We start from the raw sequence: 15,362 nt of genomic DNA on the forward strand, positions 1-15,362 counted from the left end.
GGAGCTGGTTGTTTCTTCTGCATAAATACATTTCACCAGTATGAACAGCGGTTTGATGCGATTAATCAGATCAACCTCTTATAGGTTACTGAAAATTATTGCCTTATTACCATAAGGCCGCTAAGAGTTATTTCCGGATCGTCACAAAAACAGACAATAAGGCGAAGGAAATGAAACCACAAACACGCACGCGCTTTACGCTCTCTTTACTTACCGCAGGGATCCTGTGCGCCAGCACGGCAACCTGGGCGGCTAACGTGCCGGCAGGAACGCAGCTGGCCGATAAGCAGGAACTGGTCAGGAACAACGGTAATGAGCCCGCTTCGCTCGACCCGCATAAAGTCGAAAGCGACGTCGAATTCAATATTATCAGTGATTTATTCGACGGGCTGGTCAGCGTTTCCCCGTCGGGTGAAGTTCAGCCCCGACTGGCGGAAAAATGGGAGAACAAGGACAACACCGTCTGGACGTTCCATCTGCGCCCGGGCATCACCTGGAGCGACGGCACTGCCATCACCGCGGAAGATGTGGTCTGGAGCTGGCAGCGTCTGGTTGATCCTAAAACCGCTTCACCGTATGCCAGCTATCCTGGCAACATGCACATCCTAAATGGTGCGGATATCGCTCAGGGGAAAAAAGCCCCCGATACGCTGGGCGTGAAAGCCATTAACGACACCACGCTGGAAGTGACATTGACTCAGCCTAATGCGGCATTCCTGGCAATGCTGGCGCACCCGTCACTGGTGCCGGTGGATAAAGTGCTGATTAGCCGCTTTGGCGACAAGTGGACCAAGCCTGAACATATCGTCACCAGCGGGGCGTATAAGCTTTCACAGTGGGTGGTCAACGAACGTATTGTGGCGGAGCGCAACCCGCGCTACTGGGATAATGATCATACCGTGATCAACAAGGTGACGTATCTGCCTATCACCTCCGAGGCTGCGGATGTGAACCGCTATAAAGCGGGTGAAATTGATATCGTGTACACCGTGCCGATCAACCAGTTTGCCCAGCTTAAGAAGACTCTGGGCAGCCAGCTGGATGTTTCTCCGCAGCTGGCGACCTATTACTACGAATTCAATACCACCCGGCCGCCGTTCAACGACGCCCGCGTACGTAAGGCGCTGAACATGGCGCTCGATAAAGACATCATTGCCGGGAAAGTGTTAGGGCAGGGGCAGCGCCCGGCCTGGCTCATCAGCCAGCCGGATATTGGCGGCGTTAAGCTCCATAACCCGGACTACGCCAGCTGGCCGCAGGACAAGCGCATCGCTGAGGCGAAAAAACTGCTCAACGAGGCCGGGTACAACGAAAGCCACCCTCTGCGCTTCAACCTGCTCTACAACACCTCTGAATCGCACCAGCGCATCGCAATTGCCGCCAGTTCCATGTGGAAAAAGAACCTCGGCGTGGAGGCGAAGCTGCAAAATCAGGAGTGGAAAACCATGCTGGATACCATGCACACCCACAACTTTGACGCGGTGCGGTACGCGTGGATTGCCGATTACGACGATGCCGCGACCTTCCTGAACACCTTCCGCACCGGCGACAGCGAAAACACCAGCCAGTACAGTAATCCGGAATACGACCAGGCGCTGGTGAATGCCGCAAAAGCCAAAACAACGGAAGAGCGGGGTAAGTTCTACCAGCAGGCGGAAGATCTGCTGGGGCGCGATGTGCCGGCCATTCCGGTGTATCACTACGTTCGCACGCACCTGGTGAAACCGTGGGTGGGTGGGTTTACGCCGGATAAGCTGGGGTACTATTACACCAAAGACATGTACATCAAAAAACACTAAGCCTGAGCGCGGGAGACTGTGCTGATAAAATCGTCGATGTGTCGTCAGTTCAACCGATTAAACACGTTTTGACTATTTTTACAGCGAACGAGTGCAGCCACTCTTTACAGCACGCGGTGAGGTGTTTATAGTTCGCCTCACTTAGGAAGTGTGGCCGAGCGGTTGAAGGCACCGGTCTTGAAAACCGGCGACCCGAAAGGGTTCCAGAGTTCGAATCTCTGCGCTTCCGCCAGATATAAACCCCAGGTTACTTGTGAACCTGGGGTTTTTGTTTTGGATTGACCGATCCGCCTCACACTTTCAAGACCCCGTTATTTCCCCGCAAAAATCAGGCGCTATTATTCACCCCGTAAATACCTTTTCATCTCTCATCGAGGCTTTGATGCTGGAGAATGTTTTCATCAGATAATCAGTTTCCCGACCTTTTCAGGACGGACTGGTTATCGCTGCGCTTAAACCTTACGCACGCACCTGCGGGTGTGGGCTCGTTTTTACGCATGATGATTACACAGGTTTTCCAGTATGAATTTATCCCGTCAGGAACAACGTACCTTACACGTTCTCGCCAAAGGTGGGCGTATTGTGCACGTCCGCGACAGTTCCGGCCGCGTTACGTCCGTAGAGTGCTATACTCGTGAAGGGCTGATATTGAGCGACTGCACGCTCAGCGTCTTCAAAAAACTCCGCACCAAAAAGCTGATCCGATCCGTGAACGGGCAACCTTATCGGATCAACACCACCGGGCTGAACAACGTTCGCGCCCAGCTGGATAATCGCTAAGCGAAATAGACAACGCCACCCTCGGGTGGCGTTCATGCATTGAACTGGATATCGTGGCGGAATGTAGGCCGGGTAAGCGCAGCGCCATCCGGCAAGAAACGCAGCGTTATGAGCGAATAAAAGCCAGAATGTCCGCGTTGATAGTATCCGCATGGGTGGTATGCATCCCGTGCGGGAAGCCCGGATAAATTTTCAGTACGCTGTTCGCCAGCAGCTTGTCCTGCAGCAGGGCGGCATTCTTATACGGCACGACCTGATCGTCGTCGCCCTGCATCACCAGAACGGGAACCGTGATGGTTTTTAAATCTTCCGTCTGATCGGTTTCAGAAAACGCCTTAATCCCCTCATAGTGGGCCTTGGCGCTGCCGATCATGCCCTGACGCCACCAGTTCTGAATCGTACCCTGTGAAACCTCGGCTCCCTCACGGTTAAAACCGTAGAAAGGACCGCTGGCGACGTCGAGATAAAACTGGGCGCGGTTAGCCGCCAGCGCTTTGCGGAAGCCATCGAAAACCTCGATCGGCGTTCCGCCGGGGTTAGTCTCCGTTTTGACCATGAGAGGCGGAACAGAGCTGACGAGCACCGCTTTGGCAACGCGCCCCTGCGGTTGGCCGTACCGGGCAACATAGCGGGCGACCTGGCCGCCGCCGGTGGAGTGACCGACGTGCACGGCATTACGCAGATCCAGGCTTTCAACCACGGCTGACGCATCGGCCGCATAATGATCCATATCGTGCCCTTCACTCACCTGGTCCGAACGCCCGTGACCGCGGCGATCGATAGCGATAACGCGATAGCCTTCAGCAAGGAAGAAGAGCATCTGGTTATCCCAGTCATCGGCACTCAGCGGCCAACCGTGGTGGAAGACAATGGGCTGGGCCTCTTTGGGGCCCCAGTCTTTGTAGTAAATGTTGACGCCGTCTTTCGTGGTTACGAATGCCATACTGCAGACTCCTCTGTTAAAGGCAAAACGATCGCAACCCGGGTGGAGAGCGAATCATTAATGCCTTAATTAAGTTGGCTTTTTTCTGTTTCCCGTACCGACAGTACCCCTAAAGTGTAGGTGAAATAGTAAAAGCAGTGGGTTTCATTCCTGTGAAAGGCAGCGTTTTGCTTTCAGGCGGGAGGGGGGAACGAAAAAAGGCTCTGGGGAGATCCTCCAGAGCCTTCAGGGCAGCATTAACTGCAGGGGCGTTTAGCGGTTTTCTTCAATATAGCGGGCCAGGTCAGCCGGGGTTTTCAGCACCGTCGCTACGTCAGTTGGCGGGATCATACAGCCGTAAACGTCCTGCACTTCCAGCACCATATCGACCGCCAGGATGGAGTCGAGAATGTCGGATTCAATCAGTTCATCGTGAAAGCCCACCTTACGGGATAACACTTTTTCGAACAGGGCGAGAATTTCTTGTTCCATAATTTTTCCTGGAGTCATTAATTTGTGCGGGCGTAAGCGTCCAGCAGCTTGCGGTCAATTTTGCCGTTGGGATTCAGCGGCAAAGCGTCTTTTACGATAATTTGTGAAGGCACCATATAGTGCGGAACCACCTTAGACAGCGACGTTTTGATGGTATCCGGCGCCATATCGGTCACGCAGAACGCGGCAATGCGCAGCACGCTGCCGCAGGATTTCATCAGCGGCAGAACCACCGCTTCGTTGATGCCGGACATGGCCAGCAGGCGGTTTTCAATCTCGTTAATTTCAATACGGTAGCCATTCAGTTTGACCTGGCTATCGTTGCGGCCCTGGCAGTAGATAAGTCCCGCTTCATAGCCCAAATCGCCGGTCCGGTAACCGCGAAATGCTTCATTTTCCCGACGGAGTAATTTTTCTGCGTTCTCCTGCGGCAGGCCGAGGTAGCCGCGCATGACGTTTTTACCCCAGATAATCAGCTCGCCTTCAGCGGAAATTTCCATTCTGCTCTCAGGCATCATGACCCCCACCGGCAGCACGGCGCTGTCGCTGTTCAGGATCTCATCCGTGATTTCAACCACGGTGGTCGCGATGGTTGCTTCCGTTGGACCATAGGAGTTAATGATTTTTGCCTGCGGGAAGCGGCGGCGAAGCTGTTTAACCAGCGCTTTATTCAACACTTCACCAATGAAGATAAAGACGTTGAGTTCAGGTAAATACTCGCTGTTAAACTGCGGGGAAAGCAGCTGCTGGTAAGCAAAAGAGGGGGTGGAAACCCAGGCGGAGACGGCGTTGCTTTTCAGTCGCTCCAGCCAGTTCTCTTTTTGAATGTCTTCTTTGGCGTTCAGCACGATGTGTCCACCCATCGCCAGATTCGCCAGCAAAGGGATCAGGGAGAGGTCAAAACTGAACACCGCGTGGTTCATCAGCACCGGTTTTTCCGGCAGCGAAAAGTCCTGGCTGACCCATTTCATGAAGTGCCATACGCTTTCACGTCCAATCTGCACCCCTTTAGGCTTGCCGGTACTGCCTGAGGTAAACATGATATAGGCCAGATCCTGCTCCTCCAGCACCTTGCCCGGTTCACCCGTAGCGATAAACTGCCGGGTCGCGACGTCGTAATAGTAAGGGGCGCTGGCCAGATGGCAGATCTCCCGCAGGCGCTCCTGCGGGTAAATGCAGTCCACCGGAATATACGGAATGTTGTGCAGCAGGCAGCTATAAATCGCCACGGCGAACTCGGCCTGCTGGTGTCCGTACAAGACGACCGGCGTACCGGCAACAGGCTGGCAACGCTGATAGCGCTGCGCCCAGTTCGTCACGGCCGCGGAAAGCTGCAGCCAGCTTAAGGCTTCGTCGCTGCCGCTGATGGCCGGCTGCTGCGGGGAGGCGGGATCGCATAATGCCGCACGCAAGAAATCGTGCATTTCCTGAAGATCGGAGTGATTTTTCATAGAGGTGACATTCCACTAAAGATGTAAAGGGAGCCCGCGGCGCTTCCCAGCGTCAGAATGCGTCCCAAAAACGCAACGGCCGGATACTGCAACCCGCGGTGTAACGTCGGGCTGCGTTTGGCTGACCACAGCAGCATGTTATGGGCGACAGAAATGCCGCCAAACAGCGCGCCGCTGATGACGTAATGGCGTTCCAGGCCATTCCATGCCCCCATGCAGAACAGGGTGCAAAAAATACCGATATTTTGCGCCAGCGTTTTGTTCTGACGGAAAAAGTTGAACTTCATCAGGTTCATATAAACGGGCATAAAGACCACATCGCGCAGCCATTCAGACAGGCTGATGTGGAAGCGGCGCCAGAAATCCTGCGGGTTCTTTGCCAGAAGCGGCATATTGAAGTTTGCCGGAATGTTGAGTCCAAACAGGCGGCCTGCGCCGATGGCCATATTGCTGTAGCCCGCAAAATCAAAGTACAGATAGGCGCTATAGGCAATCGACATCACCACGCCCACGGTCAGCGTAAACGGCTTATGGCTCCAGGGCTGCACGACAAGTGAGTCAACCAGCATCGCAAACAGGAACTTCTGGATAATGCCGGTAATGATTTGCTCCAGCGCCACTAAAAACTGTTCGCGAGTAAGAGCAAAGACGGGCTTGCTGACGTCGCTCATCCATGTCCGCCAGCGGTACATTGGGCCCGCCAGAATAATAAAGGGCATAAACAGATAGCAGAAATAGTGCAGGAAATTCTGCCCTTCTTTTTTACTGCGATAGAGCAGCACGTCCACCGCGCGGAACGTCATAAAAGAGAGGCCGATCATGCCGAGATGGTGATTAACGTGCAGTTTCACCAAAAATAAAGGAAGCAGCGTTAACACAATCGCCTGCCAGGTTTTTAACCATCCTTTTTCTTTCAACGCGGCGACAAGGTAAAAACTAAAAAAAACGACCGCGGGAACACGGTAATCACCCTGAAAAATATAGCCCCAGCCTAATGCGGCCAGGACGGATAAGGCCGATAAATACGTCAGGCGATGGCGTAATACGCGATTGACCAGCGCAAACGCCAGGGCGGATGAAAACAAATAGACAAAAAACATTCCTGAGCTATACATCATTCGGCCTCAGAACTTTTGATATTCAAAATGCAGCTGCATACTCATGCTGTCATCGACAGAGGTCCACGCGACGACGGTAATCGCCAGCAGGAGATAAAGGAAAAAAAGACGGATCGCAATTTTCATCATTTAAAACTCTGTGCAATAAAGCGAATCATAGGAACCCAGGCCAGTTCGGAAGGGTGCAAACGATCCCAGTTCCAGCCATTCTGATAAGGCATGGCGTACATATCTAAATAGGGGATCTGGTTCTTTTCCAGAATGGTTTTAATTTGCTTATCAACGGGGCGGAAGGTATCGGTGTTGTAAAGCGCCCAGGGGTTAACCGGGTCGACGATAGCAATCACCTGCACGTGATGTTCTTTCAGCAGCTGGACGGTTTTACTGAAAGCGGCGATTTGCGCAGGCACGACCGGCGTGTCGTCCCACTGTTGCCGCGTACCGTCCTCTTCGTAAATCGTTTTGTCCATCCACAGGGTGGCCGCGCTCTGCTGGCGTTTTTTATTTAACTCGCGGGCATTCGCCAGCTCTTTATCCCAGTCAGGGATAATGTGGGTGGCTGGCTGCGGCGGCCAGGTCTGAACCGTCTGGGGCCTAATGTTGAGCAGTGACAGCCAGTCGTTTTTTATCATGGTACAGACATTCGCAAACTGGAAGCTCAGCTCGTCCCAGATCAGATCGGGATGCCAGCCAAAGACGCGCATTTGGCCAAAGGTTAAATGGCTTATTTCTTTACTATCAATATGCTTTAAATAATTAACCAGCAGCGGGCGCGCCTGCGGATCCTTCATCAGTGGATTAAAAATAGAGCCGGGGAAATTATCGGCATAAATAGCCGGTGGCAGCCCTTTTGAGTAAAAGCTGTCAGGCGCCAGCAGCAAAACAACTTTACTGTTTGCGTTAAGGCTATTTTTAAAGCGTGAGAATAGTAAAAATTGCGTTTCATCATCGACAAACGCATCGCCATACGCCACGACGGGTTTGTGTAATTGCTTATTAAAGTAATTATATACAGCGTAATGTTCATCTTCTGAGGTGGCAACCTCAGACGCGCCAATGAAGAAAATAGCATTCCCTTCTAAGGCATGAGAAATAGTGGCAATTTTTTCCGCCTGTTCTTTAGGCGTGCCCGCCATTGATTTAATCAGCGGCTGGAAGGTGAGCGGCGGATCGAAACTCGTCACCAGCGGGTGAACACAGAGAAACAAAATGGCCAGCGTCGCCATCAGGATATGTAAGCAAAGCGAATTTTTGATTTTCATCATCAACCAGTAACACTGCATGGCAGTAATTTCTAAATCTGTGGCTACTCAGATTTATAACAATTACACAACAAATGACCGTTTATTTTTGTGGCATTCTATACCAGAGCGTTTTAAAACGATGAGCGTTGCTATGTTACGGTATGTACAAGGTCGCGGAGAGTGATGTGAAGTCAGCGTTTGGGTGACTTTTTGCGCAGTCAAACGCCTGTGGGGAAAAATAGAAAAATTCCTGCTTTACAAGGCGCTAATAGATGTTTATAGTGCGCCTCACTTTGGAAGCGTGGCCGAGCGGTTGAAGGCACCGGTCTTGAAAACCGGCGACCCGAAAGGGTTCTAGAGTTCGAATCTCTACGCTTCCGCCAAATTCGAAAACCCTGCGATAGCAATATCGCAGGGTTTTTTCGTTTTACAGCCCAATCACCAGCTCCCCGGAATGGCTTCGCGAACAGCACAGCGCCACCTGCTGGTTCGTCGCACTTTTTTCCGCCTCCGACTGCACGCTATCCCGGTGATCCACCACGCCGTCAATCACCGGCGTCAGGCACGCGCCGCAGATCCCCATTTCGCATGACAGCGGAATGTCCACCCCGTTTTCCTGTAATACCTGGGCAATGGTCTTATCCGCAGGCACCGGCCAGCGCTCACCGGTGGAGGCCAGTTTGACCGTGAAAATCTCCCCGGTTTCACCGCCTGCGGCGGGCGCAACGGGTTGAAACGCCTCGCTGTGAAGGTGGGCGTCATCCCATCCCTTTGCAGTGGCGACCTCACACACTTTTTCCATAAATCCTGCCGGTCCGCATATCCAGGCGTGAAGCCCCGCCTCGGGCGCGGGGAGATGATCTGCCAGCGTTATGCGCGGGCTGGCGGTATGAATGAGGCACTCGTCGAACCGGGAGAGTTCACGCGTAAACGCCGCGCTTTCGCGGTTTCTGACGTAGTAGTGCAGCGTGAATGGCGTTCCGGTTGCCTTCAGCTGCAGGGCCATCGCATACAGCGGTGTAATGCCAATGCCCGCCGCCAGCAGCAAAACCCGCTCTGCCTGCTGAAGCGGAAACAGGTTGCGCGGGGCCGATATCATCAGCTTCTGCCCGGGACGCAGCGTCTCGTGAACGTAGCGCGACCCGCCGCGCGAGGCGGTTTCACGCCCCACGCAAATAAGATAGCTCTCGTCCCCACATGCCCCGGTCAGTGAATACTGGCGCACCACGCCGCAGGGCAGGTGGACATCAACGTGCGCGCCGGCCTGCCACGCCGGGAGCGCTTCGCCGTTTTCAGCCACCAGCCTGACGGCGAGGCTTTTGTCGCCCTCGCGCCACAGCCCGTCAACAATTACGCTCAGCATATCGGCCTCCGTCATACCAGGAAAAATTCGCCAAAGCCCATCTTCTTCAGCCCCCGACGGTAGGCAATTGAGCTTTTATCTGCGGGAATATGGGCTTCCAGCGTCAGATCCAGCGGCAGGCTTTCCGGGCGCTGGGTTTCGACCATCAGGCGATCCTCTTCAAAAATGCGCAGGTTAAAGGCATGCACATCCTCCACCGGAATATGCAGGTCAAAGTTGCGGGCGATAGGGGCGAACATGCGGGTCACGCGCGACGACACGGGCGACGCGGCGTTCATGATCACCAGCCGCGATTCACCCGGAAAATGAATCGTCAGGGTAGCGGTAAACGGCAGGTGCATTTCAAAATGGCGCAGCCACTGGAACCCTTCTGGTGCCTGCACGGGTGAACTGGCGGGATAGTTGCTCACGGAGCTCCAGTAATCCGCCACGAAGCCGAACGGCGTCTCCTGCGGCTGATAGGCAGGTACAAGCTGATTATTGGGGTCGGCAAAGGTATCGGTGTGGATCCACGCAAAGTGCGCTACGTCCAGAAACCCCTCCACCTGACGCCCGGCGAAGCCGTTCACCTCAAACGCCGGGCAGTTGATCTGCTGAAATCCGTCGTCATCCCAGTGCGGCATGGTGGGCAGCGGCGCGGGGTTTTCCGGATCAAAGGCCAGGCAGGTCCAGATCAGCCCGAACCGCTCCTCCACGGCGTAGTTAATCAGGTTCAGCTTCGCCGGAACGGGCTGGTCGGGGCTGGACGGAATACGGTTGCAGCGCCCGTCCTCCCCAAAGCGTAAACCATGATAGGGGCAGATAATCCCGTGCTCATCGTGAAAGCCGAGCGTCAGCGGCACGCCGCGGTGCGGGCAAACGTCACGGGCGACCACAACCTGCTCGTTTATCCGATAAATCACCAGCTGTTCATCCAGCAGCGTCGCTTTGACCGGCGCCGGACCGACGTCGCAGGCGCGCGCGACCGGATGCCAGCATTTCGCCAGACGCAGCCAGTCTTCTGGCTCAAACGTGCAGTGGGCGGGTGGAGTCGGTTCTCTTTTCATCGTTGTCCCTCTTGCGTTCAGCCTAACGGGCCGCCCTGAATGGTCTCGCACAGACCGTTGATGATGCGCTCTCCGGTCTCTTCGCTAAGCTCCTGATACCAGGCCTGCGTCAGCGCCATGTCTTTCCCGTGGGTGACGTCGCAGCGCTTACGCGCCTTCAGGACCAGGTCGCGCACCCGGTCGCAGCGCAGCGCCTCGTACTGCCGCAGCGCCAGCGTAATATTATGGTTTTCACGCAGGCATTCCCCCAGCACTACGGCATCTTCCATCGCCGCGCAGCCGCCCTGGCCGATATCCGGCGTGGTGCTGTGCGCGGCGTCGCCGAGCAGCGCGACGTTGCCGCGCACCAGGCTGTCGAACGGCTCGATATCGTGGATTTCGATGCGGTTGGTCGTTTCAGGATCCAGCGCCGCGATAAGCTTCTGCACCGGCGGCGCCCAGCCGCGGAAGTAGCCCGTGAGATCGGCACGCAGGGTGGTGCGATCTTCCGCCAGGCCTGCGGGCAGCGGCACGTCAAAAAAGAAGTAGAAGCGTCCGCCGGAGACGGGCATCAGCGACACGCGTTTGCCTTCGCCAACGAAGGTGGTCCACTGGTGCGCCGGGGCAATCTCTTCGTCAATCTTCACCAGCCCGTTCCAGTTTACGTACCCGGCGTATCGGCGCTCCGGGGTATACCCCAGCACATACGGGCGAACCGCCGAGTGGCTGCCGTCGGCGGCAATCAGAAAATCGCCGGTTGCCGTGGTGCCATCGGTGAAGGTGACGTTCACGCCCGCGTCGTCTTCATGGACGTGTTCCACGCGCTTGCCGAACTGCACCCCGTCGCGCCCCCAGAAGTCCAGCATTTCGCGCTGGAGTTCAGCGCGCGAGACGGGGCAGGGACGCCCGCCGGTACGCTCAACCAGCGGGGCAAGGCTAAAGCGGGTCAGAGTCTCGCCGCGCCGGTAATCCTTGTAGGCCATAAAACGCATCGGCCCGCCCCAGGTCTCGATGATGTCGCCCATGCCGAGGTGCTGCATGCATTTCACGCCGTTAGGCCAGATGGAGATGGCCGCCCCGACGGGCCTGATCTCCTTCACGGCTTCAAACACGGTACAGTCGATGCCCGCTTTCTTCAGCGCCACGGCAGCGCTCAGGCCACCAATGCCCGCGCCAATCACGATTGCTTTCATGCTTCTCTCCTTTTGCAGGGTGTAAAGACATTCAGCAATTTGCGTACCAGGCTGCAGCATGGCGAAAACGGCGTTGTGAGGGAGACGTTTGCACTGCTAAGGTGCGTAAACGCGGTGAGCGTGCCTTTTTATGAATCAAAAATTTCCAGTTGAGCTATACGGAATCGACTGTTTCACGCCCGCGTTCAGGGTGGCGTGGTTTGTGCAATAGCCTGGAGAAGGATAACAAAGGAGACACTATGATCGCACTGCACGACTTCAATCAGCTTCCTGAGAAAGATGCTCTTACGCTGCTTCTGCCCTGCGTGGCGATACCCGGCTGGGCCGACGCGCTGGCTCTGGGGCGGCCATACGCCAGCCGGGACGAATTACTCAGTACGGCAAACGCGCTGACGCAAAACTGGGACGAAGCGGAGCTGGCGCAGGCCCTGAGCGCCCATCCGCGCATCGGGGAAAAGCCCGCGGGTTCAGCGGCGGAGGCGGCGCTGTCGCGTCAGGAGCAGGGCGCTGTGAACGATCGCGATGGCGCCCTTGCCCAGGCGCTGCGCGAGGGGAATGCCCGCTACGAGGCCCGCTTCGGACGCGTGTTTCTGATCCGCGCGAAGGGTCGCAGCGGCGAGGAGATATTGCGGGCCCTGCACGCGCGGCTGGAGAACAGCGACGCGCAGGAAATCCGTGCCGCGCTGGAACAGCTGCGGGAAATTACGCTGCTTCGGCTGGAAGGAGTTATTAGCGAATGAGCACACTCAGCACCCATATTCTCGATATCTCTACGGGCAAGCCCGCAGAGGGCGTAACGGTTCATCTGCAACAGGACGGAAAGACGCTGGCGACGGGCGTGACCAACGCGCAGGGGCGCATCGCCGCGTTCGTTGCCTCTCTGCCCGCGGGCCGCTATCGGCTGGTGGCGGAGATCGGGGCGTGGTTTAGCGATACCGGCCGGGAGACAATCTACCCCTGTGCGCAAATTGATTTTGTGACGGGAGAAACGGCAGACGAGCATTTCCATCTGCCGTTTGTGATTGCCCCCGGCGGGTGGTCAACCTACCGGGGCAGTTGACCACACCCGCTCGCCGTTAACCCAGGTCTCGCTGATGTTGCGCTCGTCTCCGAGGGTCATCAGCACAAAAAGCTGCTCGTAGATATCCTGACAGCGGCGATTGCGCAGGCGCTGCAGCGGCGTCACGTCGGGATCGATGACCACAAAATCCGCCTCTTTGCCGGTTGTGAAGTTGCCAATCTTATCGTCCAGCCGGAGGGCGTGCGCGCCGCCCAGCGTGGCGTGATAAAACGCCTCGCTGGCGCGCAGGCGGTAGCTCTGAAGCTGGCCGACCTTGTAGGCTTCCCCCAGCGTGCGCAGCATGCTGAAGGTCGTGCCCGCCCCAACGTCGGTGCCGATGCCCATCCGCACCCTGTGCTGCCAGCAGGCGGGGAGGCGAAACAGCCCGCTGCCGAGAAACAGGTTAGAGGTGGGGCAAAACGCCACCGCCGAGCCGGTGTCATGCAGGCACTGCCACTCGCTGTGGTGCAGATGGATCGCGTGGGCAAACACGCTGCGCTCGCCGGTCAGGCCGTAGTGGTGATACACGTCCAGATAGCGCTCGTGCTCCGGCCAGAGGTCGCTTACCCAGGCCACTTCGTTGGGGTTTTCGCTCAGATGGGTCTGCAGCCAGGTGTCCGGGAACTCCTCTCTGAGCAGGCTGACCGCCGCAAGCAGCTCGGGGGATGACGTCGGGGCAAAGCGCGGCGTAATGGCATAGCCCAGCCGTCCCCGATGGTGCCAGCGCTGGATTAGCGCCCGCGTCTGCCGGTAGCTCTGCTTCGCGTCTTCGCTCAGGTAGTCCGGCGCGTGTCTGTCCATCATCACCTTTCCGGCGATAAGGCGCATGTTGAGGCGCAGGGCCTCGGTAAACAGCGCCTCGACCGATTCAGGATGCAGCGTGCAAAATACCAGCGCGGTGGTAGTGCCGTTGCTCACCAGCTGCTGTATGAAAAATTCGGCGATCTCTTTCGCGTAGGCCTCATCGGCAAACTGGCTCTCCACCGGGAAGGTGTAGGTAGTCAGCCACTCCAGCAGCTGTTCGCCAAAGGCGCCGATCATCTCCGTTTGCGGGTAATGGACGTGGGTGTCGACAAAACCGGGCAGAAGCAGCCTGCCGCGCAGGTCGGTGTAGCCCTTGTGGGGGTCAAGATACTGCTCGCCCTCCTGCCACGGCATCTGCGCCAGAATTTTTCCGCTCTGTATAAACAGCAGCCCGTCCTCAAGGTAGCGCGCGTGTTGAGCAATGGCGTCTGCGCTGTCGCAGACCCGGGCAATATCAAAAAATGCACCGCGTATCGCAGTCTGGTATTCCATCATGGTTCCTGCCTTCGTGTTTGCGTAGCGGGGGGTGAGAAGGCTCAGCAAGAACGGTGCCAGAATGAAAGGGCCGCAGATAAGCTGCGGCCGGAGGGAGGGGGTTACTCTTTTTGCGTTGCCACGCGGGAGCTGAACGACGTCGCACCCGCCGTCTCTCGATCTTCCCGCGCCAGCCAGCGGTAGGTCACGCCGCCGAGGAAGACGCCGATAAACCAGCTGAAGTTCGCCACCTCATGCAGGGCCGGGATAAAGCTAATCACCAGGCCCACGGCAACGGACGGGATCAGCGCGCCAATGGCTTTCGGGTTAAAGCCGTTGCGGTACCAGTATTTGCCCTTTGGCGTGTCGTCGAACAGATCGTCAACCGACACCTTGCCGCGCTTAATCAGGTAGAAGTCGGCAATCAGAATGCCGAACAGCGGGCCGATGAACGCCCCGAGCACGTCCAGGGTGTAGTGGATAAGCTCCGGCGAGTTGAACAGGTTCCACGGGGTGAGCAGGATCGAGCCGACGGCGGCAATCATCCCTCCGGTGCGGAAGCTGATTTTCTGCGGCGAGCAGTTAGAGAAATCAAACGCCGGCGAGACGAAGTTTGCCACGATGTTGATCCCTATGGTGGCGGTGATCATCGTCAGCAGGCCAATCGCCACGGCCAGATCGTTGCCCACGCGGCTGACGGTCTCAATCGGGTCAGTGATCATGCGGCCAAACAGCGACTGGGTGCCGGAGACAATCACTACGGTGACGATGGAGAACAGCAGGAAGTTAAACGGCAGGCCCCAGCGGTTGCCGCGGCGGATCTCGCCCATGCTTTTGCCGTAGCGGGAGAAGTCGCCAAAGTTGAGCAGCGGGCCGGAGAAGTAGGAGACCACCAGCGCGGTCGCGGTGATCATCTGCCAGGTCTGCTCGCCCGCGCTCAGGGATTTGCTGGCGAGGGTAAAGGAGATCCCGTCAAAACCGGTCTTGTATACAATCCAGCCTGCGAGGGCAAGCATCACTACGTAGACCGCCGGACCGGCGATATCAATAAAGCGCTTGATGGCGGTCATGCCGTGCCAGAAGACCATCGCCTGCAGGACCCACATAATAGCGAAGCAGATCCAGCCCAGATGAGACAGGCCCAGGAACGCGCCGGCGGTGAGCGAAGAGAGCGATGGCCAGAACTTCAGCGCCACCAGCATCAGGGCGTTGGCGGCCAGATAGGTCTGAATCCCGTACCACGCAAAAGCGATCAGCCCGCGGATCACCGCCGGAATATTGGCCCCGAAGACGCCGAACGCCTGACGGCTGATCACCGCATAGGGCACGCCCGCCATCTGGCTCGGTTTGGCCACCAGATTGGCGCACAGCTGCACGATGCAAATCCCCACCAGCAGGCAGAGCAGCACCTGCCAGCTTGCCAGCCCGAGCGTAAAGAAGCTCGCGGCGACAACATAACCCCCCATGCTGTGAACGTCCGACATCCAGAACGAAAAGATGTTGTACCAGCTCCAGTTCTGGTCACGCGTCGGTGCCAGATCCTCATTGCAAAGACGTGGGCTGTAAACCGCACCGGAATCAGCGGCCGTACCTTGCTGTGCGTTTTGACTGTTTGGCATGAAACCTGCTCCTGTGAA

General features: G+C 56.7%; 15 protein-coding genes and 2 tRNA genes. 6 read left to right on the forward strand and 11 right to left on the reverse strand.

From position 1 onward, the window contains the following. Positions 1-170 precede the first annotated feature (170 nt). From ELK40_RS08320 to ELK40_RS08330, 3 genes are all read left to right on the forward strand, one after another. Entirely contained in the window at positions 171-1,799 is a 1,629-nt protein-coding gene (locus ELK40_RS08320; protein ID WP_127730313.1) for an ABC transporter substrate-binding protein, read from the forward strand. Between the two features lie 144 nt (positions 1,800-1,943). Next, a tRNA-Ser gene (locus tag ELK40_RS08325) sits at positions 1,944-2,031 on the forward strand. A gap of 290 nt (positions 2,032-2,321) precedes the next feature. Beyond that, entirely contained in the window at positions 2,322-2,579 is a 258-nt protein-coding gene (locus tag ELK40_RS08330) for a YjhX family toxin (protein WP_063453335.1), read from the forward strand. 106 nt (positions 2,580-2,685) lie between these two features. Here ELK40_RS08330 and ELK40_RS08335 read toward each other — a convergent pair whose 3' ends face one another. From ELK40_RS08335 to ELK40_RS08355, 6 genes are all read right to left on the reverse strand, one after another. Beyond that, positions 2,686-3,522, reverse strand: coding sequence for an alpha/beta hydrolase (locus ELK40_RS08335; protein ID WP_115874666.1), 837 nt, complete (start codon positions 3,520-3,522; stop codon positions 2,686-2,688). 252 nt (positions 3,523-3,774) lie between these two features. Beyond that, complete coding sequence (locus ELK40_RS08340) at positions 3,775-3,993, reverse strand: acyl carrier protein (RefSeq protein ID WP_008499867.1); 219 nt, start codon at positions 3,991-3,993, stop codon at positions 3,775-3,777. Positions 3,994-4,010: 17 nt separating this feature from the next. Continuing rightward, complete coding sequence (locus ELK40_RS08345) at positions 4,011-5,444, reverse strand: AMP-binding protein (RefSeq protein WP_127730315.1); 1,434 nt, start codon at positions 5,442-5,444, stop codon at positions 4,011-4,013. Further along, the gene (locus ELK40_RS08350; protein ID WP_127732755.1) at positions 5,441-6,559 is read right to left on the reverse strand and encodes an MBOAT family O-acyltransferase; all 1,119 of its coding nucleotides are present in this window, start codon (positions 6,557-6,559) and stop codon (positions 5,441-5,443) included. The genes ELK40_RS08345 and ELK40_RS08350 overlap by 4 nt, the downstream gene beginning before the upstream one ends. A 9-nt stretch (positions 6,560-6,568) precedes the next feature. After that, a complete protein-coding gene (locus ELK40_RS22970) occupies positions 6,569-6,691 on the reverse strand; it encodes a hypothetical protein (RefSeq protein ID WP_256371422.1) in 123 nt (40 codons plus the stop codon). Further along, positions 6,688-7,824, reverse strand: coding sequence for a D-alanyl-lipoteichoic acid biosynthesis protein DltD (locus ELK40_RS08355; RefSeq protein ID WP_115874670.1), 1,137 nt, complete (start codon positions 7,822-7,824; stop codon positions 6,688-6,690). The genes ELK40_RS22970 and ELK40_RS08355 overlap by 4 nt, the downstream gene beginning before the upstream one ends. 277 nt (positions 7,825-8,101) lie before the next feature. Between ELK40_RS08355 and ELK40_RS08360 the strand changes: the two genes are divergently transcribed. After that, a tRNA-Ser gene (locus tag ELK40_RS08360) sits at positions 8,102-8,189 on the forward strand. Positions 8,190-8,233: 44 nt separating this feature from the next. Here ELK40_RS08360 and ELK40_RS08365 read toward each other — a convergent pair. Genes ELK40_RS08365 through hpxO form a run of 3 tightly spaced genes read right to left on the reverse strand, consistent with a single transcriptional unit; the run spans position 8,234 to position 11,387 of the window. Further along, positions 8,234-9,169 carry a PDR/VanB family oxidoreductase gene (locus tag ELK40_RS08365; RefSeq protein WP_115876046.1) on the reverse strand — a complete coding sequence of 312 codons (936 nt, stop codon included), beginning with the start codon at positions 9,167-9,169 and terminating at the stop codon, positions 8,234-8,236. Positions 9,170-9,180: 11 nt separating this feature from the next. Next, positions 9,181-10,215 carry a molybdenum cofactor-independent xanthine hydroxylase subunit HpxD gene (gene hpxD, locus ELK40_RS08370; protein WP_115874671.1) on the reverse strand — a complete coding sequence of 345 codons (1,035 nt, stop codon included), beginning with the start codon at positions 10,213-10,215 and terminating at the stop codon, positions 9,181-9,183. 17 nt (positions 10,216-10,232) lie between these two features. After that, positions 10,233-11,387: an FAD-dependent urate hydroxylase HpxO gene (gene hpxO, locus ELK40_RS08375; RefSeq protein ID WP_127730317.1), complete on the reverse strand. Its 1,155-nt coding sequence runs from the start codon at positions 11,385-11,387 to the stop codon at positions 10,233-10,235. A gap of 239 nt (positions 11,388-11,626) precedes the next feature. Between hpxO and uraD the strand changes: the two genes are divergently transcribed. Next, entirely contained in the window at positions 11,627-12,127 is a 501-nt protein-coding gene (gene uraD / locus ELK40_RS08380; RefSeq protein WP_127730319.1) for a 2-oxo-4-hydroxy-4-carboxy-5-ureidoimidazoline decarboxylase, read from the forward strand. After that, positions 12,124-12,447: a hydroxyisourate hydrolase gene (gene uraH, locus ELK40_RS08385; RefSeq protein WP_115874674.1), complete on the forward strand. Its 324-nt coding sequence runs from the start codon at positions 12,124-12,126 to the stop codon at positions 12,445-12,447. The genes uraD and uraH overlap by 4 nt, the downstream gene beginning before the upstream one ends. Here the strand turns inward: uraH and guaD are convergent. Together guaD and ELK40_RS08395 are read right to left on the reverse strand one after the other, a co-directional pair. Then, positions 12,427-13,746 carry a guanine deaminase gene (gene guaD, locus ELK40_RS08390; RefSeq protein ID WP_127730321.1) on the reverse strand — a complete coding sequence of 440 codons (1,320 nt, stop codon included), beginning with the start codon at positions 13,744-13,746 and terminating at the stop codon, positions 12,427-12,429. The two genes, uraH and guaD, sit on opposite strands and share 21 nt — an antisense overlap. Before the next feature lie 101 nt (positions 13,747-13,847). Beyond that, entirely contained in the window at positions 13,848-15,344 is a 1,497-nt protein-coding gene (locus tag ELK40_RS08395; protein WP_115874675.1) for an NCS1 family nucleobase:cation symporter-1, read from the reverse strand. Between the last annotated feature and the right edge of the window lie 18 nt (positions 15,345-15,362).

The organism is Enterobacter sp. N18-03635 (assembly GCF_004006055.1).
GTDB classification, from domain to species: Bacteria; Pseudomonadota; Gammaproteobacteria; order Enterobacterales; family Enterobacteriaceae; genus Enterobacter; species Enterobacter vonholyi.

Coding starts and splice junctions, on each gene's coding strand:
- ELK40_RS08320 (WP_127730313.1), top strand. CDS start 171: ATGAAACCACAAACACGCACGCGCTTTACGCTCTCTTTACTTACCGCA.
- ELK40_RS08330 (WP_063453335.1), top strand. CDS start 2,322: ATGAATTTATCCCGTCAGGAACAACGTACCTTACACGTTCTCGCCAAA.
- ELK40_RS08335 (WP_115874666.1), bottom strand. CDS start 3,522: ATGGCATTCGTAACCACGAAAGACGGCGTCAACATTTACTACAAAGAC.
- ELK40_RS08340 (WP_008499867.1), bottom strand. CDS start 3,993: ATGGAACAAGAAATTCTCGCCCTGTTCGAAAAAGTGTTATCCCGTAAG.
- ELK40_RS08345 (WP_127730315.1), bottom strand. CDS start 5,444: ATGAAAAATCACTCCGATCTTCAGGAAATGCACGATTTCTTGCGTGCG.
- ELK40_RS08350 (WP_127732755.1), bottom strand. CDS start 6,559: ATGTATAGCTCAGGAATGTTTTTTGTCTATTTGTTTTCATCCGCCCTG.
- ELK40_RS22970 (WP_256371422.1), bottom strand. CDS start 6,691: ATGATGAAAATTGCGATCCGTCTTTTTTTCCTTTATCTCCTGCTGGCG.
- ELK40_RS08355 (WP_115874670.1), bottom strand. CDS start 7,824: ATGAAAATCAAAAATTCGCTTTGCTTACATATCCTGATGGCGACGCTG.
- ELK40_RS08365 (WP_115876046.1), bottom strand. CDS start 9,169: ATGCTGAGCGTAATTGTTGACGGGCTGTGGCGCGAGGGCGACAAAAGC.
- hpxD (WP_115874671.1), bottom strand. CDS start 10,215: ATGAAAAGAGAACCGACTCCACCCGCCCACTGCACGTTTGAGCCAGAA.
- hpxO (WP_127730317.1), bottom strand. CDS start 11,387: ATGAAAGCAATCGTGATTGGCGCGGGCATTGGTGGCCTGAGCGCTGCC.
- uraD (WP_127730319.1), top strand. CDS start 11,627: ATGATCGCACTGCACGACTTCAATCAGCTTCCTGAGAAAGATGCTCTT.
- uraH (WP_115874674.1), top strand. CDS start 12,124: ATGAGCACACTCAGCACCCATATTCTCGATATCTCTACGGGCAAGCCC.
- guaD (WP_127730321.1), bottom strand. CDS start 13,746: ATGATGGAATACCAGACTGCGATACGCGGTGCATTTTTTGATATTGCC.
- ELK40_RS08395 (WP_115874675.1), bottom strand. CDS start 15,344: ATGCCAAACAGTCAAAACGCACAGCAAGGTACGGCCGCTGATTCCGGT.